We start from the raw sequence: 25,370 nt of genomic DNA, 5'->3' as shown, positions 1-25,370 counted from the left end.
GTGAGTCGGACCGAACGCCCCTCACGGCTTTGGCCCGGCGGGGGATGGCAGCACGGGGGGCGAGCGGGCAAATTTCTTGACCCCGAGCGGCTTGCTGAACAGATAGCCCTGGACCAGATCGAAGCCCATGTCATGCGCGGCGAGAAAATCGGTGCGGGTTTCGACGCCCTGGGCGATGGCGCGCGCACCATGGTCCTGCGCCAGCTCGATGATGTGGCGGCATACGGTCTGCTTCAGGCGGTCATCCGCGCAGCCGGTGACAAACTGATGATCGACTTTCAGCTCGACGAATGGAAAGTTCTGGAGCCCCATGAGCGCCGGCCATTCCGGGCCGACATTGTCGACGGCAATCGCGATATTATGCAGGCGCACCTGCCTGGCGACGTCGATCACGAGATCCAGATTGTCCGTCACCTCGGCGCTGTCGATCTCGATGATCAAGCCGCCGAACGCGGGATGATCGGGCATTCCAAGACACAGGTCGCGCACCGTTTCGTGCCCCCTTAAAAACGAAACCGGCAGGTTGATCGAGAGATCAACCGGACCATGCTGCTCCAGAAGGTAATGCCAATCCTCGATCGCGCGGCCGATCACGAACTCGGACAGCGCGCGATAATGCGGATCCTTGTCGTCCGGAATGAAATACGCCGGTGGAACGACCCCCCAGGCGGGATGTCGCATCCGCACCAGCGCCTCCGCGCCGCTCGGAACCAGGGTGCGGGCATTGATCTTTTGCTGATACCACAATTCGAGCCAGCCGGCCTTCAGCGCCTCGGCCACGTCCACCGCCGGGCTCGGCGCCGGTTCGGTGGGCAGCAGGGAAGCGACGCTGGCCCGCAACGTTCCGGCGCTGAAGGGCGTCGGCAGCGAGGGCAGCATCGCGATGTCGTATTCCTCGGCAATTTGCCGAACCGCCTTTACCATAATCGAGTCCGGTGGGCCGATGATGAGCACCTTGCCGCCGAAATTTTTCCGGACCAGTACTTCGAGAATTTCGCCGACCTCGGTCCCGTTGACGGACACGCCGAGCACGACGAGGTCAGGCTGTTGTGCGTCAAGCGCTCCCGCCAACTCGCTTGCACAAGCGCATGCGCTGGTGATGAAACCGAGTTCCTCGAGCGCGTCAGAGAGGAACAGTCGCAGGTGTTTCTTGGCGTCGGCCACGCAGGCGCGGGGCATCATCCTTCGTAGTCCGAAGCCACCGGCGCGCGCATGCGCGTTAGCATTGATCAGATTCATTCCGTCCCCCTGCTCAGATATCGACGCTAGTCGTACATCCGCGCGGCGGCGCTAATCATGGAGTTTTAGGGACACGGTGATGAATGCGCAGGTAAGGTTAAAGCCGCCAATGAAACTAGAATTGTAACGAAAGCGGCAAGTCATCTGGCTGTAACATGGCAACTCGGGAGCCCAATGGAGATCCATCCGTTGGTCGTTGCTGTCGTGGGCATGTTCTATGAACGGACGCGTGCATTTGCGCGCTGTTTCATTGCTGGACGCGCGTTAACGCCTGTGGTCGCTTGTCGGCGCGGCCACGGTTTATGTTCTCGCCGAACAGAAGAATCGCTTCGACGCGCGGCGTCAGCTGAACGCGATCGTCACTCCGGCTTGATGCCGGCGAACTTGGCCACCTTGCCCCACTTCTCGGTTTCCGCCAGCACGTAAGCTTGCATGTCCGCGGGCGACCCGCCGGCCGGCTCGGCGCCGAGCTTGCGCAGCCGCGCGATGCCGTCGTCGGTCTTGAGAAACTTGTCGACGCTGGCGTTGAGCCGGTCGATGATCTCCTTCGACGTCTTGGCCGGCGCACCGATGGTGAACCAGGATGCCGCCTCGTAACCGGGTACCCCGGCTTCCGCGATCGTCGGCAGATCCGGCAGGCCCGGCCAGCGCCTGGCAGAGGAGACCGCCAGTGGGCGGATCGAGTTGGATTCGGCGAATGGCTGCGAGGCCGGCAAATTGTCGATCGTCAGTTGCACACGGCCGGCGATCAGGTCGGTCAGCGCCGGTGCGCTGCCCTTGTACGGCACATGGGTCATCTCTACGCCGGTCATCGACTTGAACAATTCGGTCGAGACATGCGCGGTGCTGCCGAGCCCCGGCGTGCCGTAGAACAACTCGCCCCGCTTCGATTTGGCATAGGCGATCAGTTCCGCAACCGATTTCACCGGCAGCGAATTGGTGACCGAACAAAGATTGGGTACCCGCGCGATGATGATGACCGGGGCGATATCGCTGGCCTGGTCGTAGCTCATGTTCTTGAACACGAACTGGTTGATGGCGTGCGTGCCAGGCGTTCCCACCACGAAGGTGTAACCGTCGGGCTCGGCCTTCGCGACGAATTCAGCCGCGATGTTGCCGCCGGCGCCGGTCTTGTTTTCGACGATGAATTGCTGGCCGAATTCCTCGGAGACTTTTGCCGCGACCACGCGCGCCAGGATGTCGGTGGTGCCGCCGGCCGCGAACGGCACGACCAGTTTGACCGGCCGTGTCGGCCATTGATCGGCGCCCGCACGGCGCGGCAACAGCGACATACCGCCAAAGGCAGCCGCGCCGGTCAGCACAGCGCGGCGGTTGAGGCGGTACGGATGGATAATCTTCGAAGCCATGTCGGTCCCTCCAAAATTTCGGCGGACCGTATTTGTTAATCGGCGCGACCACCACCCCCGTCGGCGTCATGCCTCGGGGTCTCCGGCATCATGGGCGCAAAACCCGGTCAGGCCGACCAGCGATTGCAGCGAGAAACAGCCAGCTCAAAGAAATGACCGCGGCCCTTGGCAGACCGCGGTCAAATGCAATCAAAAAACTGCAGGTAGCCGGCTTAGCCGCCGATGCCTTTTTCCTTGAAATACTTCAGCGCCCCGGGATGGAACGGGATCGGCGAGCGGTCCTGCACCTGGTTGTCGAGCGAGAAGCTCTCGGCTTCCTTGTGCACGGCAACGATGTCGGCCTTCTTCTCCACCAGCGTCTTGACGATCGTGTAGGCATCGTCGTTGCTCATCTTGTCGCCGGTCACGATCAGGTTCCAGACCTCGGTGATGGAATTGTCCTTGTCGTAGCCGGGATAGGAGCCCGCCTTGATCTTGCTTGACGTGTAGAGTTTGCCGTATTTGGCGTTCATCTTCTCGGCGAGATCGCCGTGGTCGACCAGCTTCATCTTCAAGCCTGGCGTTGCCGCGAGATCGGTCACCGCCGCGGTCGGGATGCCGCCGACCCAGAAGAACGCGTCGATCTTGCGGTCCTTGATGGCGTTGACGGATTCGGCAACGCCGAGCCGCTCGCGCTTCATGTCCTTGTCCTTGTCGAGACCGGCGGCTTCGATGACGCGGAACGCCATCACTTCGGTCGCGCCGCCCGGAGAACCGGTCGAGACGCGCTTGCCCTTGAGATCCGCCATGGTCGTAATGCCGGTACCTTCGACGGTCACCACATGCATGCGGTTCGGATAGACCACGAGCAGCGCCTGCAACGGCAGCTTGCCACTCTTGAACTTGTCCTGGCCCTGCAGCGCGTCGAGCGCGGCATCGGCCATGGTGAAGCCCATCTCGCTCTGCCCGGTGCCGATCAGCTTGAGATTGTCGATCGAGCCGCCGGTGACTTCGGCCGTGGCCTGCACGTTGGGAAGGCTCTTTGACAGCACGTTGGCGACGGCGCCGCCAAGCGGATAGTAGACGCCGCCGGTTCCGCCGGTACCGATCGACATCGTCTTCTGCTGGGCGTGGACGATGCCAGCGAAGGCGAGTCCGGCCGCAACAGTCACAGCCAGCACGGCCACGGTCTTTTTCATTATTTTCATCTCAATTACTCCCTTGACCTTATTCTTGGACTTAAGTTGTAAGCACCGGTCGTTTCGGCGCCCGCGTTCTCGACTGCCACAGCAACACGCCGAAGCCGATGATCAGCCCGGGCACGTAAGTGTAGCTGATATCGCGGCCGATCATCCATTCGACGATCGCCTCGATCAAACTCGGAAATACCAGCAGCAATCCGGATAGCAGAAGCAGGCCTCCCTCGACCCGCGTATTTTGTCGCAGCGCCCAGTTCTGGGCAACTGAGGCCAGCGCCAGCAGTCCCAGCGTCGTCTTGATCGTGATTTCTAGGATGTCGAGCCATGATCCGCCCTTGGGGATCGAGAGCAGCAATCCGACGCCCTGCGGATCGAGCACGAACACGAACGGCACCAGGAACGCCGGCAAGGTGTATTTCCATGACTGCAGCGTGGTCTTGTAGGGATCGCCGCCGGTGATGGCAGCCGCTGCGAACGGCGACAGCGCGGTCGGCGGCGATACCTCCGACAGCACGGCGTAATAGAAGATGAACATGTGCGCGGCGTAATCGGGCACGCCGAGTTTGATCAGCGCCGGAGCGGCGATCACCGCGCAGATGATGTAGGAGGCGGTCACCGGCACCGCGAGACCGATGATCCACACGATCAGCGCGGTGTAGATCGCCGTCAGCAGCAGACTGCCGCCGGCATAGCTGATCACGATCGCCGAGAATTTGAGACCGAGACCGGTCAGCGTGACGATGCCGACCACGATGCCGGCGCAGGCGCAGGTGGTCGCCGCGTTCAGCGCGCCGGTCGAGCCTTCCGCCAGCGCCTTGACCAGTTTGCTCGGCACCAGCGCGGTTTCCTTGCGCAGGAAGCTCAGCGCGAAGGTCACGACGATGGCGTAGAACACCGACAGCGACGGCGAATAGCCGATCACCATGAATACGACCACGGCGAGCAGCGAGATGAAATGAAAGCCGTAGCGCCGGGTCATCTGTCCGAGCGACATCTCCGGCGTGAAGTTGACGTCCTTGGCGCCGAATTTTTTCGCATCCAGTTCGACCATGAACAGCAGCGACATGTAATAGAGACAGGTCGGAATCGTCGCCATCCAGATCACGTCGAGATAGCTGATCTTGAGAAACTCGGCGATCAGGAAGGCCGCGGCGCCGAGCACCGGCGGCGACAGGATGGCGCCGAGGCCGCCGGCCGCCAGCAGACCGCCGGCGGCGTTTTTCTCAAAGCCGGCCTTGGCCAGCATCGGGGAGGCCACGGTGCCGATCATCACGGTCGTGGCGACGCCGGATCCGGAGGGGCCGCCGAGCAGGAACGAGGACAGCACCACGGTTCTGCCGGCGCTGTTCGCCTTGCCGCCCATGAGCGCCAGCGAGAAATCGATGAAGAACTTGCCGGCACCGGATTGCGCCAGGAACGCACCATAGATCGTAAAAAGGATGATCAGGGTCGCCGACACGTCGACCGCGACGCCAAAAATACCTTCCAGGGTGATGAAGAGATGACCGACCAGCCGGGGCAGATCGTAGCCGCGATGGGTCCATGGCGCCGGCAGATGCGGGCCAAGCATCGCATAGGCGATGAACAACACTGCCACGACGGGCATGATCAGGCCGGTGGTGCGCCGCGTCGCCTCCAGCACGAGCACGATGAAGACGACGCCGACGATGACGTCCCAGCGGTCGGGCGAGGTGGCGCGGTCGGTAAAGTCCTCGCCGCCCCAGAGCGCATAGACGATGGTCGCGACCGCAAAGATACCCGGCACCACGTCCCACCAGCGCACCCGGTTGCGAAACCGGGTCGCCAGCGGAAACAGCAGGAAGCTCAGCACCAGCGTGAAGGCGACGTGGGTATAGCGCAGTTCCTGGGTCGGAACGATCGCGTAGGCCGCATAGAGGTGGAACAGGCTCATCACCACCGCAATGGTGGTCGAGATCCGTCCCGCCCATCCCATCAGGCGGTTGGCCGCGCCTTCCTCGGCCTCGATGAACAATTCCGCCTTATGCAGCGCTTCGTCGGAAACGGCGATGACGTCGTCATTGGGCAAAGAATTGCCTGGTGGTTGACCCTGTGCGGCCATGCTTCCCCCGGAGCGCATTGATATCTCCCGGCTGGATCGCCGGGGCCTTTAACGGCGGCGCATTCATGCCGGTTTGGGGAGGCGTGGCAAGTGCATAAATCGAAAGACTTTGGGATGGTTACATCCATGCGAGGGTTGCATCGGCCGCCACGCACTGGACGGGTTGACCGCGGGCACATGCCCGTTCAACTTCCCGTCCAAATCAAGGGGAGAGACGTCGATGGAACGGCTCAAGGGCAAGACGGCGATGGTGGTCGGCGCGGGTTCGATCGGGCCCGGCTGGGGCAACGGCAAGGCGACCGCGGCGACTTTTGCTCGCGAGGGTGCGCAGGTGTTTTGCGTCGATCGCAACGCGGCGGCGGCCGAAGAGACCGTGAAGATCATCACGGGCGAGGGCGGCAAGGCGGCGTCCTTCACCGCCGACGTCTCGCGCGCCGCCGATGTCGAGGCGATGGTGGCGGCCTGCCTGAAGACCTATGGCCGTATCGATGTGCTCGACAACAATGTCGGCATTGCTGAAATGGGCAGCGTGGTCGAGACGACGGAATCCGAATGGGACCGCGTGTTCGCGGTCAACCTCAAGAGCGCCTTCCTCGCCATGAAGCACGTTATTCCGGTGATGCAGAAACAGGGCGGCGGCTCGATCATCAATATTTCATCGATCGCCTCGATCCGCCACGTCGGCATTTCCTACGTCTCCTATGGGGCGTCGAAGGCGGCGATGAACCAGATGACGCGCACCACGGCGGTGCAGTTCGCAGCCGATCATGTCCGGGTGAATTGCATTCTGCCGGGCCTGATGAAAACGCCAATGGTCGAGCACTCTGCAGGTCTTGCGGCGAGTTATGCCAAGGGTGATGTCGAGGCGATGTGGCGGGCGCGCGACGCCCAGGTGCCGATGGGGCACATGGGCGACGCCTGGGATGTCGCCAATGCGGCGCTGTTTTTGGCTTCCGACGAATCCCGCTACGTCACCGGGCTCGAACTCGTCGTCGATGGCGGGATGACGGCGAGGTCGGCATAAGCGAAGCGCTGTCCGGGCTTCGGCTACTGCGCCATCGCCAATATGCCGCCGGCGAAGGAGTGCCACATCGGCGTCATGCTGATCGGCCAGTTCAGCAGCTTGACGGCGATCAGCGCGGCGCCGCCATAGATATAGACCGGATGCGGGCGGCCGCGCGTGCGCCAGTCGTGCACGATGGCGACCACGAGCAGCAGATAGGCGACGAAGGCCGGCGGGATGGTGACGGGCACCGGCGGCGGGCCGAGCGGCCCGGGAGGCGCCAGGAAGGTGAGAAACCAGCGCGCCACGGCCGCATCCAGCAGCGAAATGCCGGCCAGCAGCATCAGCCGCTTGTGGGTTTCGCCCCGGCGGATGTTCGCGATTCCCAGCGCGAACACCACCGCGAAGAACAGGATGCCGCTGAGCGGGACGATCGCAAACGCGATGCCTTCACTGGTCAGCCCGGCCGCGGCCGATCGCTTCATCGCGTTGACCGCAACCAAAAAGCCGAAGATCGTCATCGCGGTCGCCAGCGACACGCCGATCATCCCGATTGCGCGGTGCCGGGTGACATTTCCCGATGCGGCGAACCAGGTCTGGAACGCAAAGTAGAGCGACCAGGCGAAAAACAGCAGGCCGTGAACATGGACGACAGGTGAGGCTGACAGCGATCGCGACATCATCGGCAGCCAATAGGTCGGGGCAAAGCCGAGAAACGCGACGGCCGTGCAGGCCAGCGCCATGTAGAAGTAAAAATAACCGGTTTGGGAATACGCGATCGCGCGCGGCGGAGTGGTATCGGTCAGGATGGTCATGGTTTTGAGTCGTCCAAGAAGAGGAAAGGTTCAACGAAAATTCTTCAATGGATATGTACACTTGCAGGCGAAAAGCGCGGCTTCCCGGACGTCATCTTTCAGCCAAAATCGGGTTTCGAACGGCTAACGAAATTCGCGTTGGCCGCTGTCGGAAGCGCACCTCGCTTGCTAGGATTGTCTGTCGTCGAGAGCGTTTTTTCGGGTCTGTTGATGCGAGGTTGTCCTATCATCCGCAATATTTTCGTCGCTTCCCTGCTGTGGACGGCGTTCGTGCAAGCCGCGTTCGCAACCGGCGCCGAGCCAGCCAAGGATCCGCAAGTCGATCCCGCACCTTGCGTTGCGGCGGCGGCGGCCAATGACGACGACAGGACCATCAGCGTTTGCGGCGCGTTGATCCGCAACGAAAAGACCGCGAGGTCCGACCGCATCAAGGCATTGATCGCGCGCGGCGGCGCCAACGATCGCAAGGATCTGATCGACCGCGCCATTGCCGATTATGACGGCGTGCTGCGGCTCGATCCGGCGCTGGCCGATATCTTCAACGCGCGCGGCGAACTCTGGCGCAAGAAGGGCGACCGGCCGAAGGCATTGCAGGACTTCGGCATGGCGATCAAGCTCAACCCGGAGCATCCCACCGCGCGCGGCAATTACAAATCGCTGGCGCAGGAACTCGAGCGTCTCGGCGCGCTGATGGCGGTCTACAACAAGCCGAGCTTCAACTGCGCCACCACGAAGCAGCCGGTGGAGAAGGCGATCTGCGCCAGTCCGGACCTTGCCAAGTTTGACCGCGAGATCAGTGCCGTGAACACCAAGGTGGTCCGCGATGCGACCGCCGACAGCCCGCGCGCCCGTGCCCTGCAGCGTGAGCAGGATGATTTCGTCGCCCGCCGCAGCGCCGCCTTCGGCCAGCCGGGTTACGATTTGCGCAGGGCCATGAAGGAACGGCTCGACCAATTGCTGGCGATCGAGTCGCGCTGAACGCCGGCATTGTCCACGCAATGGCTGGCTTTCGAACCTTGGGCGGACTTGGGGCGACCAAGCGACGCGGCATTGCCGTTCAACCCAGCTAGTATTCCCAAGAGCCGGTCATGCGATCATTTGTTTCGCCCCTTGCCGCCAGCGCGGCGCTTGCCATCACCATTCTGACCATCAACGGGGCCATCGCCCAAACCGCCGCCGAGCCGCCGGTTATCTGCGCGCCCCTGACCGACGCAGCACCGCCCAAGCTGATCGAAAGCTGCACCGCGCTGATCGACAATCCGGCGACGCCGGAGGCCGACCGTCTCGATGCCACCATCACCCGCGCCGTCGCGCTCTACAGCGGCGGCCAGGCCGTCAAGGCATTGGCCGAGATCGATGCGGTCATTGCCAAGGACCCCCATCGTGCCCGCGCCTTCCGCGCTCGCGGCGAGATGCTGCGCCAGGGCGGCAAGACGGAGGCGGCATTTGTCGCGCTCAACGAGGCCATCCGGCTCGAGCCCGAAAACGCCAATGGCTATGCCAACCGTGGCAATGCCTTCAACAATGCCGGCAAATTCGATCGCGCCATCGAGGATTATAATGAGGCGCTGCGGCTGAAGCCCGATTTCGCGCAGGCGTTTTCGGATCGCGGCGCCGCCTGGTATTTCAAGGGCGAGTACAAGAAGGCGATCGCCGATTACGATTCTGCGATCCGTCTCGATCCGAACAACGCGCGGACCTATACCAATCGCGGCGCGGCCTACAAGAAAATTGGCCGCACCGACCGCGCGCTGCAGGACTCTACGTCGGCGATCCGGATCGATCCGTCGCAGCCGGAATTCTTCGACAATCGCGGGCTGGACCTCGCCGCCAATGGCGATTACGCCGGCGCGATCGCCGACTACGACGAGGCGATCAAAATCCAGCCGCAGCCGAAATTCCTGGTCAATCGCGGCGACGCCCATCAGGCGCGCAAGGACTATGACCGCGCCATCGCGGATTATGATGCGGCATTGAAACTGGATCCGAAATTCCAGCGCGCTTACAACAACCGCGGCTCGGCATGGGTCCGGAAGGGCGACCGCGCGCGTGCGTTGCAGGATTACGCCGAGGCGGTCCGCCTCAACCCCTCCGACAAGACCGCGGCCACCAACCATCAGGAGGTCGCGCAGGAGATCGAACGGCTGGGCTCGCTGGGCAACCAGAAGAACTTGCCGAGTTTCAATTGCGCCACCGCCAGGCGTCAGGTGGAGAAGGCGATCTGTTCCGATGCGGGCCTCGCCCAACTCGACCGCAGTATCAACGACGTCTTCCTGCGGGTGGTCGCGAGCGCGGAATCGGGCAGCCACCGCGCGGCGCTGGCGCTGACCCGGCAGCAGCGCGATTTCATCGGCAAGCGCAACGCTTCGTTCGGCCGCCCCGGCTACGATCTGCGCCAGGCGATGGAAGAGCGGCTGGATAAGCTCAATATCATCGCCCGGTAGTAGGGTTTGGCCGTTCCGACCAAGCTGTTACGGCTTGATCTGGCGCCGCTTCCCGTGACAATGCGTGGCAAATACCATTGTCGCCCCGCCGTCATGGCCGGGCTTGTCCCGGCCATCCACGACTTGCTTCTCTGATTGGATGCAAAGAACGTGGATGCCCGGGACAAGCCCGGGCATGACGAAGAAGGCGGCGGGATCGGGAGCGCGCCATGAACGTCCACGACAAAAGCCGGTACCACGAAATCCACGCCCGCTCGCTTCGGGATCCCGAAGGCTTTTGGGCCGAGGCGGCGCGCGAAATCGATTGGATCGAGGCCCCAAAGAAAATCTTCGATTCCACGATGGGACCCTACGGCCGCTGGTTCACAGATGGCGTCGTCAACACCTGCTACAACGCGCTCGACCGCCATGTCGCAGGCGGGCGCGCCGATCAGGTGGCGCTGATCCACGACTCGCCGCTGACCAATATCGTTTCCAGATTCACCTATGCGCAGATGCTGAAAGAGGTGCAGACGCTCGCGGCCGTCATGCAGGATTTTGGCGTCACCAAGGGTGACCGCGTCATCCTCTATATGCCGATGGTGGTGGAGGCCGTGTTCGCGATGCTGGCCTGCGCGCGGATCGGCGCTGTTCACTCGGTGGTGTTCGGCGGTTTTGCGGCCAAGGAACTCGCGAGCCGGATTGAGGACGCGAAACCAAAACTGATCTTCTCGGCGAGCTGCGGCATCGAGCCCGGCCGCATCGTGCAATACAAGCCGCTGCTCGACGAGGCGATCCGGCTGTCAAGCGTCAAGCCGCAAACCTGCGTGATTCTGCAGCGGCCGCAACAGGCCTGCGAACTCACTAAAGGCCGCGACCAGGACTGGGCGGAATTGCGCCGCGCCGCGCTCGATGCCGGCAAAACGGCGCCCTGCGTACCGGTCAAGGCAACCGATCCGCTGTACATCCTCTACACCTCGGGCACCACGGGGATTCCCAAGGGCGTGGTGCGCGACAATGGCGGTCATCTGGTCGCGCTGAAATGGTCGATGTTCAACCTCTACGGCGTCAAGCCCGGCGAGGTCTGGTGGTGCGGCTCCGACATCGGCTGGGTGGTCGGCCACAGCTACATCATTTACGGACCGCTGATCCATGGCGCGACCTCGATCATGTATGAGGGCAAGCCGGTCGGCACGCCGGACGCCGGCGCGTTCTGGCGTGTGATCTCCGAGCACCAGGCGGTCGCCTTCTTCACCGCGCCGACCGCGTTCCGCGCCATCAAGAAGGAAGACCCTGATGGCACCTTCATCCGGAAATACGACCTGTCGAAATTCCGCACGCTGTTTCTCGCCGGCGAACGCGCCGATCCGCCGACGGTGGAATGGGCCGAGCAGCAGTTGAAGGTGCCTGTCATCGATCACTGGTGGCAGACCGAAACCGGCTGGTGCATCGCCGGCAATCCGGTGGGGCTCGGCATGCTGCCGGTCAAGCACGGTTCGCCGACGGTGCCGATGCCGGGCTATCAGGTCGATGTGGTCGATGAGGCGGCAAGACCGGTGCCCGCGGGCACCATGGGCTCGATCGTCATAAAACTGCCGATGCCGCCGGCCTGCCTGCCGACGCTGTGGGAGCAGGAGGCGCGTTTCAAGGAGGCCTATCTCACTGAATTTCCCGGCTATTACAAAACCTCCGACGCCGGCTACAAGGACGAAGACGGCTATGTGTTCGTGATGGGCCGCACCGACGACATCATCAACGTCGCCGGCCACCGGCTTTCCACCGGCGGCATGGAGGAAATCCTGGCCTCGCATCCCGACGTCGCCGAATGCGCGGTGCTCGGCATCAAGGATGCGATCAAGGGCGAGGTGCCCTGCGGTTTTCTGGTGCTGAAGGCCGGCGTTTCGAAGAGCCCGGCGGAGGTCGAGAAAGAAGTTGTAGCGCTGGTGCGCGACAAGCTCGGCCCGGTCGCCGCCTTCAAGCTTGCGATCACGGTCGGCCGCCTGCCCAAAACCCGTTCCGGAAAAATCCTGCGCGGCACCATCAAGAAAATCGCCGACGGCGATACCTGGACCATGCCGGCGACCATCGAGGATCCCAAGGTGCTCGACGAAATCGGCGACGCGCTGAAGGGCAGGGTGTGATTTTGTTGGCCGTCATTCCGGGATGGTCCGAAGGACCAGACCCGGAATCTCGAGATTCCCCGGTGCGCAATTGCGCACCTGAGGTTCGATGCTTCGCATCGCCCCGGAATGACAGTTTCCCGTCATGCCCGGGCTCGACCCGAGCATCCATCAACTATCAGGCAAAATGCCTTGATTTCGATGGATTGCCGGGTCAAGCCCGGCAATGACGAAACCGGACCCATGGATCAGTCATGCGACATAACCCCGCTCGACTTCTCATCGCCCTCCTGCTTACCGCCCCGCTGCTGGCGGGCTGCCTGGAGAAGGGCCAGCCGACCATGGCCGATACCAGCGCCGACGACGATGCGTTCTGCCGCGCCAACAACGTGGCGCCGGGGTCGAACGACTACGTCATCTGCCGCAAGAACCGTGACGTGCAGCGCGGCAATGCCAACGCCCGCACCGACCGTGCCCAGCGAAACCTCGCCGAGCAAATGTTGAACAATCCGACCAGACCGTGATCAGGAGGTCATCATGAACGAAGACGTTTTCAACACCAGCCTGCGCGGCTTTCTCAAGAAGGTCGGCATCACCTCGCAGCGCGAAATCGAAAAAGCGGTCCGCGACGCCGTCGCCAGCGGCCGCCTCAAGGGCAACGAGAAGCTGCCGGCCAAGATGACGCTGACGCTCGGCGGCGTCAGCCTCACGCACGAGATTAACGACGAAATCGAACTGGGCTAGGCGCGACTCTTTCTTCCCCTCTCCCCTTGTGGGAGAGGGTGGCGAGATGCGAAGCATCTCGACGGGTGAGGGGTCTGTCTCCGCGGATAGAGACCCCTCATCCGGCGCGCTCCGCGCGCCACCTAAGAGCGAGCTTCGCTCGTCTCGGCTCCCACAAGGGGAGAAGGAAGAAAGAAGCACTTCGACTTTTTTAGAAGGACGTACTTCATGGACATCAAGGTCAGAGATTCGAACGGCGCGCTGCTTGCCGAGGGCGACACCGTCACGCTGATCAAGGACCTGAAGCTGAAGGGCTCGTCCACCGTGCTGAAGCGTGGCACCGTGATCAAGAACATCCGCCTCACCGACAACGAAGACGAGATCGAAGGCCGCACCGACAAGGTCAAGGGCCTGGTGCTGCGCACGGAATTTTTGAAGAAAGCGTGAGGGAGGTTCGCCGCAGCGAGGCACGCTACCGCTACCGCTCCACTCTTCGAATCGATGTTATAAGAAGCCCATGGAACCGATCGCAATCAAATTCCTGGGGTTTGCCGCCGCTACGTGCACGACTCTCGCTTACGTCCCGCAATTCGTAAAAGTCTGGCGAACCCGCTCGACGGAAGACATTTCGCTCGGAATGTTTCTCGTCATGGTGGTCGGCATCCTGCTGTGGCTGGTGTACGGCCTGCTTTCCGGAGATGGGCCGTTGATCGTTGCCAATGCCATCACGATCGTGCTGGCCGGCGGAGTTTTATTCATGAAGCTGAAATACGGCTGAGCGCCGAAGCGCACAAATACAAAAACGCGGCAGGTTGCCCCGCCGCGTTTGAGATCCCGTAACCGGAATACGGAAAACCTACTCCTCGTCGTCGTCCTGCTTCTTGCCGCCGATCGTCTTCAGCTTGGCGAACACGGCGTCGACGTTGAGGTCGTCGCGCTGCTTTTCGGTCGGCTCGAATTCCGGCTCCTTCTTGGTGGTCTCGGAGGCCGGCAGCAGGGTGGCACCGCCGTAGGCGGCGGGGACCGGCTTTTCCTTGGCGGCGCGCTGCACCTCGAAATCGAGCTCGATCTGCGAGCACAGGCCCAATGTCACCGGGTCCATCGGGGTCAGGGTCGAGGCGTTCCAGTGGGTGCGGTCGCGGACTGAGGCAATGGTGGTCTTGGTGGTGCCGACCAGGCGCATGATCTGGGCGTCCTTCAGCTCGGGATGGTTGCGCACCAGCCAGAGGATCGCGCTCGGCCGCTCATGGCGGCGCGACACCGGGGTGTAGCGCGGGCCCTTTTTCTTGGCCGCCGGGGGCAGGGTAACCTTGCTCTCGCCGAGCTTGAGGCGGTAGTTCGGGTCCTTTTCGCCCCTTTCGATCTCGTCGCGGCTCAATTGGCCGGTCGAAATCGGGTCCATGCCCTTGATGCCCTGCGCCGCGTCGCCGTCGGCGATGGCGCGGACCTCCAGGGGGTGCATTTTGGTGAAATCGGCCACCTGGTCGAAGGTCAGTGCGGTATTATCAACCAGCCACACGGCAGTCGCCTTTGGCATCAGCGGTGCATTGCTCATGGCAAATCTCCTTTGTGCCTCGCCCACCTCTTTTTGGAGGCGAAGTCTGCGGTCATCGGGGATGACGGGAATTCCGGGCCTATATACCCCTTGAGGGCCCATTGGCGCAATGGCCTGCTAAAGTGCCTTGACAGCGCCCAAATGCAGCCCCAAGTCCTTATACGAATTAGCCGTTCCCCGCCCACTGGCGAGGGGTGATTCGGTCCCTGAGATAGCCCCCATGTCTTCCTTGTCAGCGTCAGCCAAACCCGACCTGAAAATCGTGCTTTGTTCCCCCCGCGGCTTCTGTGCCGGCGTGGTACGGGCCATCGACACCGTCGAGCGGGCGCTCGCGATCTATGGCGCCCCCGTCTATGTCCGCCACGAGATCGTGCATAACCGCTATGTCGTCGACAGCCTGAGGACCAAGGGCGCGATCTTCGTCGAGGAACTGGCCGAAATTCCCGACAATACCAACGCACCGGTGGTGTTCTCCGCCCACGGCGTTCCGAAGTCGGTTCCGGCGGACGCCCGTGCGCGCAATTTCTTCTCGCTGGACGCCACCTGCCCCCTGGTCACCAAGGTGCACCGCGAGGCCGCGATCCATTTCAAGCGTGGCCGTGAAATCCTGCTGATCGGGCATTCCCATCATCCGGAAGTGGTCGGCACGCTCGGCCAGTTGCCGCCGGGCGCGGTGACGCTGATCGAGACCAACGAAGACGCCAAGACGTTCACGCCGAAGAATCCGGACAACCTCGCCTTCGTGACCCAGACGACGCTGTCGATCGACGACACCGCCGAGATCGTCGCGATGCTGAAGGAGCGTTTCCCGAACATCTCCGGCCCGCACAAGGAAGACATCTGCTACGCCACCACCAACCGCCAGCTTGCGGTGAAGAAGGTGGCGCCGGTGGTTGACGCCCTGATCGTGGTCGGCGCGCCGAACTCCTCGAACTCGCAGCGCCTGCGCGAAGTCGCCGAGCGCGAGGGCTGCCCGGTCTCGGTGCTGGCGCAGCGCGCCAGCGATCTCGACTGGTCGCGGTTCGAAGGCATCAAGAGCCTCGGCATCACGGCGGGCGCCTCCGCGCCGGAAGTGATCGTCGAGGAGATCATGGGCGCGTTCGCCGAGCGCTATACGCTGCATGTGGAGACGGTCTCGGCCGCGGAAGAAAACGAATTCTTCCCGCTGCCGCGTTCGCTGCGGCCCGACGCAGCTTAGGGCGCGTCTGCCATGGCGGTTTACACGGATGTTGCCGCCGAAGACCTCGCGGAATTCCTCAAGAGTTACGACGTCGGCGAATTGCTCTCCTACAAGGGCATCGCTGAAGGCGTCGAGAATTCCAACTTCCTGATGCACACCAGCAAGGGCGCCTACATCCTCACGCTGTATGAAAAGCGCGTGGCGGTGGACGATCTGCCCTACTTCCTGTCGCTGATGGCGCATCTGGCCGAGCGCGGCGTGCATTGCCCGCAGCCGGCGAAAAACCGCCAGGGCGAAGTCTACAGCCATCTCGTCGGGCGGCCGGCTGCGATCATCAATTTCCTCGAAGGCATGTGGCCGCGGCGGCCCAACGCCGCGCATTGCAGCGGCGTTGGCGGGGCGCTCGCCAAAATGCATCTGGCGGGCGGCGACTTTCCGATGTTCCGGAAAAATCCGCTGTCGGTCGAGGGCTGGCGGCCGCTGTTCGACCTGTCGGCGCCGCGTGCCGACAGCGTGCAGCCGGGTTTGGGCGATTTCATCGCCCGCGAACTCGATCACCTCGAGGCGAACTGGCCAAAAGATCTGCCGCTCGGCGTCATCCATGGCGATCTCTTCAACGACAACGTCTTCTTCCTCGGCGACAAGCTGTCCGGGCTGATCGACTTCCCGTTTTCCTGCAACGACATCCTGGCCTACGACGTCGCGATCTGCCTCAACGCGTGGTGCTTCGAGCCGGATCATTCCTTCAACGTCACCAAGGCGCGCGCGCTGCTCGGCGCCTATGGCCGCGAACGGAAATTGTCCGATGCCGAGCAGGATGCGCTGCCGCTCCTGGCGCGCGGCTCCGCGCTGCGCTTTTTGCTGACGCGTCTGGTCGATTTCCTCGACGTGCCGCCGGGCGCGCTGGTGAAGCCGAAAGACCCGCTCGAATATGTCCGCAAGCTGCGCTTCCACCAGAGCGTCCAGTCCGCGCGCGATTACGGCCTGATGCAGGCGGGATGCGCTGCGTGAGCGATTCCAAGCCGCATGTCACGGTATTCACCGACGGCGCCTGCTCGGGCAATCCCGGCCCCGGCGGCTGGGGCGCGATCCTGAAATTCGGCGACACCGAAAAGGAATTGAAGGGCGGCGAAGCGCACACCACCAACAACCGCATGGAGTTGATGGCGGCGATCTCGGCGCTGGAAGCGCTGAAGAAGGCCTGCGTCGTCGACCTCACCACCGACAGCCAATACGTCCGCAAAGGGATCACCGAATGGATCCATGGCTGGAAGCGGAACGGCTGGCGCACGTCCGACAAGAAGCCGGTCAAGAACGTCGACCTGTGGCAGCGCCTCGACGCGGCGCTGAAGGCGCATGAGGTGCGCTGGCACTGGATCAAGGGCCACGCCGGCCACGACGAGAACGAACGCGCCGATCAACTGGCCCGCGACGGCGTCGCGATGGCACGGTTGAAGGCGTAGGCATAGGCCTAGCCGCCACACCCACAACTGTCGTCGCCCGCGAAAGCGGGCGATCCAGTATTCCAGAGACGTTTGTGAAAGAGCCGAGAGGCCGCGGCGTACTGGGTCGCCCGGTCAAGCCGGGCGATGACAGTTGTGTGTGCGGCTAGACCATCAACTCGTCATTGCGAGCAAAGCGAAGCAATCCATAGAGCGGCAAAGCAAGTATGGATTGCTTCGTCGCTTTGCTCCCTTGCGCAAACGCTTCACGTTTGTCGCAGGCAATGACGATCTCAGAGCTGCCCCAGCAGCGTATCGCCGCCGGAAACCTCGACCTTGCCGGGGGCCGGCTCGAGGTTGAGCTTCTTGACCACGCCGTCTTCCACCAGCATCGAATAGCGCTTGGAGCGGATGCCGAGGCCGTTGCCGGACGCGTCGAGCTCCATGCCGATTGCCTTGGTGAAGTCGGCATTGCCGTCGGCGAGGAAGGTGGCCTCGTCGCGCTGGTCGGTGTCGCGCTTCCACGCGTTCATCACGAAGGCGTCGTTGACGGAGACGATCGCGATGGTGTTCACGCCCTTGTCCTTGATGGCGTAGGCGTTGAGGAAGATGCTCGGCAGATGCATCTTGTGGCAGGTGCCGGTATAGGCGCCGGGCACCGCGAACAGCGCGACCTTCTTGCCCTTGAAAATATCGTCGGTGGTTTTGACCTGCGGCCCTTCCGCCGTCATCACGCGAAACTTGGCTTCCGGCAGCTTGTCGCCAACTTGGATCGTCATCGTCAATTCTCCCTCAATGAGCGGATGTGTCTTATAGCGTTTTCGAGCGAAGTGGGTACCGGTTCGCGTGAAGAAAACGCGTCAAAACAAGACTAACCTTTGCGGATGACCGACACAATATTCGGTGTCCCGGAAACGGCAATGCCGTCTTGCGTTCACTGTTCTGTCATCAGCCGGTAAACCCGCCGGTGTCGAGGAATGCCTGTTCTTCGGGCGTCGTTTCGCGCCCCAGGATGCGGTTACGGTGCGGAAAGCGCCCGAACCGGCGGATGATGTCGGCGTGATGCTCGGCATATTCCTTGTTTTCGGTATTGGCCGTGCCGCCGAACAGCTCGATGCAGCGCAGCTGGTCGGGCAAATGCTCCGAATGCATGAACGGCAGATAGAGGAATTCGAGCAACGTCGGGTCGATGCGCTTGTCGGTACCCCGGTCGATGGCGCGGGCCGCGACATCGCGCGCCAGCCTGTCGCTCGCATAGGTCAGCGGGTCACCACGAAACATGTTGCGGGGAAACTGGTCGAGCACGATGGTGAGTGCCAGCGCGCCGTCGTCGCTGGCTTCCCAGGACGACAACTCGCCCGCGGCCGCCTTCCGCCACAGCTCGAGATACCGCTGACGCACTTCCGCGTCGAACGCGTCGTCGCGCTTGTACCAGCGGTCGTGGCCGGCTTCGCGCCAGAATTTCAGGATGTCAGCCGGCGTGGTGTCGCGAGCGTCAGTCATGATCCGACGCTCGCTCCACGGTTCGGTCTCAGGCCGCGGCCTTCTTTTCGTCACGCAGTTCGCGGCGCAGGATCTTGCCGACATTGGTCTTGGGCAGGTCGGTCCTGAACTCGATCTGCTTGGGGACCTTGTAGGCGGTCAGCTGCGTGCCGCAGAACTTGATGACGTCGTCGGCCGTGAGGTTCGGGTCCTTCTTGACGATGAAGGCCTTGACCGCTTCGCCCGACTTTGCGTCCTGGACACCGATCACGGCGCACTCCAGCACACCCGGATGGCTGGCGATCACTTCCTCGATCTCGTTCGGATAGACGTTGAAGCCGGAGACCAGGATCATGTCCTTCTTGCGGTCGACGATCTTGGTGTAGCCGTCCGGCGTCATCACGCCGATGTCGCCGGTGCGGAAGAAGCCGTCCGCCGTCATTACGTTCGCGGTCTCTTCCGGCCGGTTCCAGTAGCCCGCCATCACCTGCGGACCCTTGGCGCAGATCTCGCCGGCTTCGCCGAGCGGCACTTCCTTGCCGTCGTCGTCGCGGATCGAGAGGTAGGTCGAGGGCACGGGAATGCCGATCGAACCGGAGAACTTGTCGGTGTCGGCCGGGTTGCAGGTCAGCGTCGGCGAGGTTTCCGACAGGCCGTAGCCTTCCGACAGTGCGCAGCCGGTGACCTTGAGCCATTTCTCGGCCACGGCCTTTTGCGTCGCCATACCGCCGCCGAACGAGGTCTTCAGCTTGGAGAAATCGACCTTCTCGAAACCGGGCGAGTTCAACAGGCCATTGTACAGCGTGTTGACCGCCGGGAAGCTGTTGACCTGGTATTTCATCAGCTCCTTGATGAAGCCCTGCATGTCGCGCGGGTTCGGGATCAACAGATTGACGCCGCCGGCCCGTACCCCGAGCAGGAAGCACGCCGTCAGCGCGAAGATGTGATAGAGCGGCAGCGCGCAGACGATGAACAGTTCGTCGACATGCGGCGGCTTCTTCAGTGCCGGCTGCAGCCAGGCGTCGTTCTGCAGCACGTTGGCGAGGATGTTGCGGTGGAGCAGCGTCGCACCCTTGGAAACGCCTGTCGTGCCGCCGGTATATTGCAGGAAGGCGACGTCGTCGCGGCTAAGCTGCGGCTTGTTGAGCTTCATGCCGCGGCCGGCCGCCAGCGCGTCGTTGAACGAAACCGCGCCCGGGATCGACCAGGCCGGCACCATCTTCTTCACCTTGCGGACCACCAGATTGACGATCACGCCCTTGAAGCCGAGCAGGTCGCCCATGCTGCCGACGATCACATGCTTGACCGCGGTCCTGGCGATCACCTGCTGTACCGTGGTGGCGAAATTCTCCAGCACCACGATCGCCTCGGCGCCGGAATCCTTGAGCTGATGCTCGAGCTCACGCGAGGTGTAGAGCGGGTTGACGTTCACCACCGCATAGCCGGCGCGCAGCACGGCGGCGGTCGAGACCGGATACTGCAGCACGTTCGGCATCATCAGCGCGACGCGGGCGCCCTTTTGCAGGCCCTTGCTCTGCAGATAGGCGCCAAGGGCAGCCGACATCTGGTCGAGGTCGCGGTAGCTGATCGACTTGTCCATGCAGATGAACGCCTTGCGGTCGGCGAACTTCTTGAAACTCTCTTCCAGCAACTCGACGAGCGACGAGTACTGATTGACGTCGATATCGGCGGGCACGCCGGCCGGATATTGCTTGAGCCAGATCCGCTCCATGGTATTTCCCCTCTGGTTAGTTCCCGATTTCTCGAATTCTTGGGCCGGGATGCCTTGTTTTGGGCAGTATTGAGAATGCCGCCGCCGATGGCAAGCGGCTGCGCGCTATCGACGCATTGGGAATCGACAAGTCAACGTCCGGAACGGGCGAAAACCGCCTTGATTGCCGGGCCTTGCGGGCTCTTTAACCAGCCGGTTTGGATTCGCTCTTGGGTTTTGCGGCGGCGTTGGGCTTGGCGGGCTTCGCGGCCGGCTTATCGCCCGAAGCGGCAGGTTTCTCGGCCGGCCTGGCGGCGGGCTTGGCAACTGCGGCAGGCTTTACAGCTGCCACAGGCTTTGCGGCGGCAGCAGGCTTTGCGGCGGCGGTGTCCGGTTTGACATTCGCGTGCCGCACCGCGGCCGGTTTGGCCGCGGGTTTTGTGGCGGCGGTCTTGGCCTCAGACTTGGCTTCAGACTTGGCCTCAGACTTGGGCTTGTCCGCGTCCGGCTTCTTCGCCGCGACCCGCGATTTCTTGCCGCGCCGCGTGATCTGCTTCTGGTCGTCCGCGGCCACGGCGGCAATCAGCTCCGTGCCGGTCTTCTTCGGGCCGGTATAGACCACCATGGGCTCGCCAGCCGTGTACGCCGTCGCGAGCAGTTCCGAGGGCTTTGCCGTCGGCGCCTGCAGTCCAGCGGAAAAGAACGCCAGCGCCGGGCTTTCGCCCCCACCGGCGGCCACTGTCGTGTCCGCATCCTCGTCGGTGGCGGGCCGCTTGCGCTTGCCGTTGCACATCTCCTCGCGCAGGTTCGGCGGCGTGGCGTCGATCGGCACCAGATTGTCGACGGTGCCGAGCGAGGGTCGCAGCCATCCCAGCCCGTTGCCGGCAAAGCCGCGCTCCAGCAACTGGGCGGCGCGCACCGCGCGGGCCTGGCCGGAGGTCGAGCCGAGCACGACCGCGATCAGCCGCTTGCCGTCGCGCGTCGCCGAGGCCACCAGATTGTATCCGGACGCGCAGATGAAGCCGGTCTTGAAGCCGTCGGCGCCGGCATAGCGGCCGATCAGCTTGTTGAAATTGTTGGTGGTGCGGCGGCCGAAACGGATCGCCGGGATGTGCATGAAATATTCGTATTCGGGCAGATCGCGAATCACGGCACGCGCCAAAATCGCAAGATCGCGCGCCGAGGTGATCTGGCCATCGGCGGGCAAGCCGTTCGGATTGACGTAGCTCGTCTGCGTCATGCCGAGCCGCTGTGCGGTCGCGTTCATCATCCCCGAGAAGCCGTCGACGGAGCCGCCGACGCCTTCGGCGAGCACCACGGCCATGTCGTTGGCCGACTTCACCATCACCATCGCCAGCGCGTTTTCGACGGTGACTTGCGTGCCCGGCTTGAAGCCCATCTTCGACGGCGACTGCGAGGCTGCCACCGGCGAAACCGTCAGCACGCTGTCGAGTCGCAGGCGCCCTTCCTTGACGGCTTTGAGCGTGACGTAAGCCGTCATGATTTTGGTCACCGATGCCGGATACCAGGGCATCGTCGCATTTTCGGCCTGCAACACCTTGCCGGTTTCGGCTTCGACCACCAGCAACGCCTCGGCATGCGCGGCGCGGGGCGTTGCGACCGCAAGCGCGGCGACGAACAGGATCAGGTTCAACAATGGATGGCGAAGCAGCGGGCGAAGAAAATGCACTTTTGCGTTCCGGTCCTTTGAGACCCGCCTTGAAAATAGGAGGTCCTGATATCTGACGTTCGGGTTTCAAGCGTGTCCGGTGCCGTCGCTCACGGCGGCTGCAAACCTATACCGGCTTGCCGTTCCAGAACAGAGGTTCGCCAATTAAATCGTGGACGAAATAGTGGACGAAATAGACGCAATTTCGGCAGATAATTCAATCCGGATGCCGCGCAGGGGTGGGCTATTGGGTCTCAATGCTGGCTCGCGCGTCGGCCTGCACCATGAACTGGGCCCGCGCGAGTTCCGCAAAGCGGCCGCCTTTGGCCACCAGTTCATCGAAAGTTCCGCTTTCGATCACGTGGCCGTTGTCGAACACCAGGATGCGCGTCGCGTTGCGGATGGTCGAAAGCCGGTGGGCGATCACGAAGGTCGTGCGGCCCTTCATCACTTCGTCGAGAGCGGCGTTGACTTTCGCCTCGGTGACCGCGTCGAGCGCGCTGGTGGCCTCGTCGAGGATCAGGATCGGCGGGTCCTTCAACAGCGCGCGCGCGATCGACAGCCGTTGCCGTTCGCCGCCGGACAGCATGCGGCCACGCTCGCCGGCATGGGTCTCGAATTTCTTGTCGCTGCGTTCGATGAATTCGAGCGCCTGCGCCCGCGACGCCGCGATGCGCATTTCCTCTTCAGTGGCGTCCGGTTTGCCGACGCGCAGATTGTCGGCGAGCGAGCGGTTGAACAGCAGGGCCTCCTGGAACACCACGCCGATATTCCGCCGCAGCGCCGTCAGCTTCAGGCCGCGGATATCCATGCCGTCAATTTTGATGATGCCGGACTGCGGATCGAACGCGCGATGCAACAGCGCGATCGCGGTCGATTTGCCGGCGCCGGTCGGGCCGACCAGCGCGATGGTCTGGCCGGGCAAAGCGGTGAAGGAAAGATCCTCGATCGCGGGCCGCTTGCCGTCATAGGAGAACGAGACGTCGTTGAATTCGATCAGGCCGGAGAGCCGGCCGGTGTCGACAGCGCCGGGCCGATCGCGCACCGCGGGCACGGCGTCCAGCACGTCGAAGAATTCCTGCAAGCGTGGCGCTTCCATGAACACGCTGTTGATGAAGCTCACCACCTGTTCGAGCTTCTGGATCAGCATGGTCGCGAAGCTCACGAACATCACGATCTCGCCGACGGTCGTCAGCCCCTGGCCGTGCAGCACGATGCCGACGGTGAAGATCGCGAGCACGGTGATGGTGGTGGAGGCGCGGGTGATCACGGTGACCAACGCCCACCAGCCGAGCACCGGCATCTGCACCGCGAGCAGCTTGTCGGCGACATAGCGCAGGCCCTGCACCTCGGCATCGATGCGCACGAAGCTCTGCACCAGCGCGACGTTGCCGAGCGCGTCGGAAGCGCGCGCGGAGAGGTCCGAGTAATGCTCCTCGACCTCGCTCTGCATGCCATAGGTCTTGCGCACCACCAGCGTGGTCAGCACCGTGAACACCACGCACAGCAGGAACAACAGGATCGCCAGCCGCCAGTTGATGTAGAGCGACAGCGGCAGCAGCACCACCAGCGACATGATCGCGGCAAAATGCTCGCGGAAGAATCCGAGCCAGAGCCGCCACAGTGAATCCGTGCCGTTCAGCATCACCTTCATCAACCGCCCGGAATGGGTGCCGGTGTGGAAGGTCAGTGGCAGCTGCATGATGTGTTCGAAATAGTCGGTCAGCACCGCCTGGCGCTGGCGGTGCGCCAGCTTGTCGGCGTGCAGCGCCACCGCGGCGCTGCAGCCGATGGTGAACAGTCCGAACGCCACCCAGGCCGCCAGCAGCGGCCAGGCCCCTGACGATGACAGCGGACCCGGCGCCGGCTTGCCGGAGAGCACGTCGATGATCTTGCCGAACAGCACGGGCTCGGCGAATTGCGCGCCGGCCAGCAGCAGATTGGCACCGGCCAGAATCCAGCCCAGCCGCGCCTCTTTGCCGAGCAGCTCGAGCACGCGGGTGTAAAGGCGAATCATGGACATGCCGCAAGCACTGGAGGGGGCAACGGGGAGATCAGTCGAGCCGCATTCTAATCAGGGATCGCCGCAGAGAACCAGCGTCCGCGAGACTTTTACTCAATTGATCAGCTACTCAATTGATCAGTCGGCCGTTGACCGGGGGCAGGAACTGGTCGTCGAAAATGTCCGCAGCTACCGGCCGCTTCTGGAATTTGAAGCCTTCCGCGAGCTGATCGATCGACCGCTCGAACCTCGCAATATCGATGCCGCCGATGCCGTTGCGCCTGACCTCGCCGGTCAGGATATTGTCGCGCAGGATGGCGCTCAGCCGTTCGAGCTCCAGGTCGTGCGAGCCGCCGTCCATGCGGTTGACGATCTCGGTCACGGCGGCGGCGGGGTCCTTGATGGCCAGGTGCGTCCCGCCGATCACCGCCCGCACAAATCCCTTTACCGCTTCCGGCTTGGCGGCCGCCAGCGCCGGGTTGACGACAATGGCGAAACCGTAGGCGTCGCAGCCATAGTCGGCGAATTTCAAGACCGCCAGATCGTCGGCCGGCACGCCACGGTCTTTCAGGTTGATCGCCGACAGATAGGAAAATCCGGTGACGGCATCGATCTGGCCTGCCGACAGCATCGGCTCGCGCACCGCGGCGCTGATATTGCTTTGCTTGACGCTCGCGATCTTGATGCCGTTCTGCTTCGCCACCGCCGGCCATAGCCGGACCGAAAGATCGCCCTCGGCGACGCCGAGATTCTTGCCTTCGATGTCCGACAGCGCCCGGACGCCGCGGCTCTTGCGGGCGATGATGGCGTAGGGTGCCTTGTTGAACAGCACGAACACCGCCTTGACCGGCGGGACGCCCTGCTTGTCCTTGTCGCGAAAACGCACCAGCGCGTTGATGTCGACCAGCGCGAAATCGCTGGTGCCGGCCGCGACGCGCGCGATCGCATCCGGCGATCCGCTGGCGATGTTGATGGTGACGGCGAGCCCCTCGGCGGTGAACAGGCCGCCGGTGGCCGCCATCACGAACGGCGCGTCCGTCGCATCGATCGGCCGGTCGAGCGAGAACTGGATCGCGAGCGGCGGCCGTGGTTCGTCCGCGGCAAGGCTCGCCCCCGCACCAAAGCACACCACTCCGCAAAGGCCTGCAAGCGAGGCCAGCATCGAGCGAAGGGCGTTGGTTCGGCGTGCACGCATTGAGCTTACGTCAGCAAGAGATGGGACAAGTTGCCGCGTGGCCAGGTTTGTTGGATCGCAGGTCTGTTTCAGGACAAGAACACCGGCATTACAAGCCTTAAACGCAGGCATTCTGTCGCATCCAACGTAAACGGGCGATGACTGCCACGATTTGGCCAGAGATCGTTCAGCTTGCATTCGGTTTGG

Annotated in this window: 23 protein-coding genes; 11 read left to right on the top strand and 12 right to left on the bottom strand. The window is 63.0% G+C overall.

Features of this window, described 5'->3' with window-relative positions; translation table 11 throughout:
* Positions 1-21: 21 nt before the first annotated feature.
* The 4 genes from JQ567_RS20205 to JQ567_RS20190 form a co-directional block, all read right to left on the bottom strand.
* A complete protein-coding gene (locus JQ567_RS20205; protein WP_212440435.1) occupies positions 22-1,239 on the bottom strand; it encodes an EAL domain-containing protein in 1,218 nt (405 codons plus the stop codon).
* A 359-nt stretch (positions 1,240-1,598) separates the two neighbouring features.
* On the bottom strand, positions 1,599-2,606 hold the full coding sequence (locus JQ567_RS20200; RefSeq protein ID WP_212440434.1) for a tripartite tricarboxylate transporter substrate binding protein: 1,008 nt from the start codon (positions 2,604-2,606) through the stop codon (positions 1,599-1,601).
* A 212-nt stretch (positions 2,607-2,818) separates the two neighbouring features.
* The gene (locus JQ567_RS20195) at positions 2,819-3,793 is read right to left on the bottom strand and encodes a TAXI family TRAP transporter solute-binding subunit (protein WP_212440433.1); all 975 of its coding nucleotides are present in this window, start codon (positions 3,791-3,793) and stop codon (positions 2,819-2,821) included.
* Positions 3,794-3,824: 31 nt separating this feature from the next.
* Positions 3,825-5,831 carry a TRAP transporter fused permease subunit gene (locus JQ567_RS20190; protein WP_249165569.1) on the bottom strand — a complete coding sequence of 669 codons (2,007 nt, stop codon included), beginning with the start codon at positions 5,829-5,831 and terminating at the stop codon, positions 3,825-3,827.
* A 253-nt stretch (positions 5,832-6,084) separates the two neighbouring features.
* Between JQ567_RS20190 and JQ567_RS20185 the strand changes: the two genes are divergently transcribed.
* Entirely contained in the window at positions 6,085-6,888 is an 804-nt protein-coding gene (locus tag JQ567_RS20185) for an SDR family NAD(P)-dependent oxidoreductase (RefSeq protein ID WP_212440431.1), read from the top strand.
* Between the two features lie 23 nt (positions 6,889-6,911).
* On the opposite strand, the gene JQ567_RS20180 is transcribed toward JQ567_RS20185, so the two are convergent.
* Positions 6,912-7,682, bottom strand: a complete 771-nt coding sequence (locus tag JQ567_RS20180) for a hypothetical protein (RefSeq protein ID WP_212440430.1) — start codon at positions 7,680-7,682, stop codon at positions 6,912-6,914.
* Positions 7,683-7,892: 210 nt separating this feature from the next.
* Between JQ567_RS20180 and JQ567_RS20175 the strand changes: the two genes are divergently transcribed.
* From JQ567_RS20175 to JQ567_RS20145, 7 genes are all read left to right on the top strand, one after another.
* On the top strand, positions 7,893-8,660 hold the full coding sequence (locus JQ567_RS20175; RefSeq protein ID WP_212440429.1) for a hypothetical protein: 768 nt from the start codon (positions 7,893-7,895) through the stop codon (positions 8,658-8,660).
* 110 nt (positions 8,661-8,770) lie between these two features.
* Positions 8,771-10,126: a tetratricopeptide repeat protein gene (locus tag JQ567_RS20170; protein WP_212440428.1), complete on the top strand. Its 1,356-nt coding sequence runs from the start codon at positions 8,771-8,773 to the stop codon at positions 10,124-10,126.
* Between the two features lie 209 nt (positions 10,127-10,335).
* Positions 10,336-12,246 (top strand): propionyl-CoA synthetase, encoded by a 1,911-nt coding sequence (locus tag JQ567_RS20165; protein ID WP_212440427.1) that lies wholly within the window; start codon positions 10,336-10,338, stop codon positions 12,244-12,246.
* Positions 12,247-12,479: 233 nt separating this feature from the next.
* Positions 12,480-12,749, top strand: a complete 270-nt coding sequence (locus tag JQ567_RS20160) for a hypothetical protein (RefSeq protein WP_212265197.1) — start codon at positions 12,480-12,482, stop codon at positions 12,747-12,749.
* A 13-nt stretch (positions 12,750-12,762) separates the two neighbouring features.
* A complete protein-coding gene (locus JQ567_RS20155; RefSeq protein ID WP_212412055.1) occupies positions 12,763-12,969 on the top strand; it encodes a DUF6494 family protein in 207 nt (68 codons plus the stop codon).
* A 207-nt stretch (positions 12,970-13,176) separates the two neighbouring features.
* Positions 13,177-13,395, top strand: coding sequence for an alkylphosphonate utilization protein (locus tag JQ567_RS20150; protein ID WP_212386381.1), 219 nt, complete (start codon positions 13,177-13,179; stop codon positions 13,393-13,395).
* A 70-nt stretch (positions 13,396-13,465) separates the two neighbouring features.
* Positions 13,466-13,726 (top strand): SemiSWEET transporter, encoded by a 261-nt coding sequence (locus JQ567_RS20145; protein ID WP_212440426.1) that lies wholly within the window; start codon positions 13,466-13,468, stop codon positions 13,724-13,726.
* 78 nt (positions 13,727-13,804) lie between these two features.
* Here the strand turns inward: JQ567_RS20145 and JQ567_RS20140 are convergent, their stop codons facing one another.
* Positions 13,805-14,503, bottom strand: a complete 699-nt coding sequence (locus JQ567_RS20140) for a DUF1013 domain-containing protein (protein ID WP_192735298.1) — start codon at positions 14,501-14,503, stop codon at positions 13,805-13,807.
* Positions 14,504-14,723: 220 nt separating this feature from the next.
* Between JQ567_RS20140 and ispH the strand changes: the two genes are divergently transcribed.
* The 3 genes from ispH to rnhA are packed head-to-tail and all read left to right on the top strand — an operon-like array spanning position 14,724 to position 17,146.
* The gene (ispH, locus tag JQ567_RS20135) at positions 14,724-15,701 is read left to right on the top strand and encodes a 4-hydroxy-3-methylbut-2-enyl diphosphate reductase (protein ID WP_212265192.1); all 978 of its coding nucleotides are present in this window, start codon (positions 14,724-14,726) and stop codon (positions 15,699-15,701) included.
* A gap of 12 nt (positions 15,702-15,713) precedes the next feature.
* Positions 15,714-16,694, top strand: a complete 981-nt coding sequence (locus JQ567_RS20130) for a homoserine kinase (protein WP_212440425.1) — start codon at positions 15,714-15,716, stop codon at positions 16,692-16,694.
* Entirely contained in the window at positions 16,682-17,146 is a 465-nt protein-coding gene (gene rnhA, locus JQ567_RS20125) for a ribonuclease HI (RefSeq protein WP_212209851.1), read from the top strand. The genes JQ567_RS20130 and rnhA overlap by 13 nt, the downstream gene beginning before the upstream one ends.
* Before the next feature lie 272 nt (positions 17,147-17,418).
* On the opposite strand, the gene JQ567_RS20120 is transcribed toward rnhA, so the two are convergent.
* The 6 genes from JQ567_RS20120 to JQ567_RS20095 all read right to left on the bottom strand — a co-directional run bounded on the left by JQ567_RS20120 (position 17,419) and on the right by JQ567_RS20095 (position 25,184).
* Positions 17,419-17,904 (bottom strand): peroxiredoxin, encoded by a 486-nt coding sequence (locus tag JQ567_RS20120; protein ID WP_192735294.1) that lies wholly within the window; start codon positions 17,902-17,904, stop codon positions 17,419-17,421.
* Positions 17,905-18,073: 169 nt separating this feature from the next.
* A complete protein-coding gene (locus JQ567_RS20115) occupies positions 18,074-18,628 on the bottom strand; it encodes a DUF924 family protein (protein ID WP_212440424.1) in 555 nt (184 codons plus the stop codon).
* A 28-nt stretch (positions 18,629-18,656) separates the two neighbouring features.
* Positions 18,657-20,339, bottom strand: coding sequence for a long-chain fatty acid--CoA ligase (locus JQ567_RS20110; protein WP_212440423.1), 1,683 nt, complete (start codon positions 20,337-20,339; stop codon positions 18,657-18,659).
* Between the two features lie 184 nt (positions 20,340-20,523).
* The gene (locus JQ567_RS20105; RefSeq protein WP_212440422.1) at positions 20,524-22,008 is read right to left on the bottom strand and encodes a D-alanyl-D-alanine carboxypeptidase family protein; all 1,485 of its coding nucleotides are present in this window, start codon (positions 22,006-22,008) and stop codon (positions 20,524-20,526) included.
* Between the two features lie 223 nt (positions 22,009-22,231).
* The gene (locus JQ567_RS20100; protein ID WP_212440421.1) at positions 22,232-24,010 is read right to left on the bottom strand and encodes a glucan ABC transporter ATP-binding protein/ permease; all 1,779 of its coding nucleotides are present in this window, start codon (positions 24,008-24,010) and stop codon (positions 22,232-22,234) included.
* A 109-nt stretch (positions 24,011-24,119) separates the two neighbouring features.
* Positions 24,120-25,184 carry an ABC transporter substrate-binding protein gene (locus JQ567_RS20095; protein WP_212440420.1) on the bottom strand — a complete coding sequence of 355 codons (1,065 nt, stop codon included), beginning with the start codon at positions 25,182-25,184 and terminating at the stop codon, positions 24,120-24,122.
* Positions 25,185-25,370 lie beyond the last annotated feature (186 nt).

The sequence above is a fragment of the Bradyrhizobium sp. AUGA SZCCT0431 genome, assembly GCF_018131065.1.
Taxonomy (GTDB): domain Bacteria; phylum Pseudomonadota; class Alphaproteobacteria; order Rhizobiales; family Xanthobacteraceae; genus Bradyrhizobium.
Note: the sequence above shows the minus strand (reverse complement) of the source record. Positions and strands in the feature narration are given on the sequence as shown.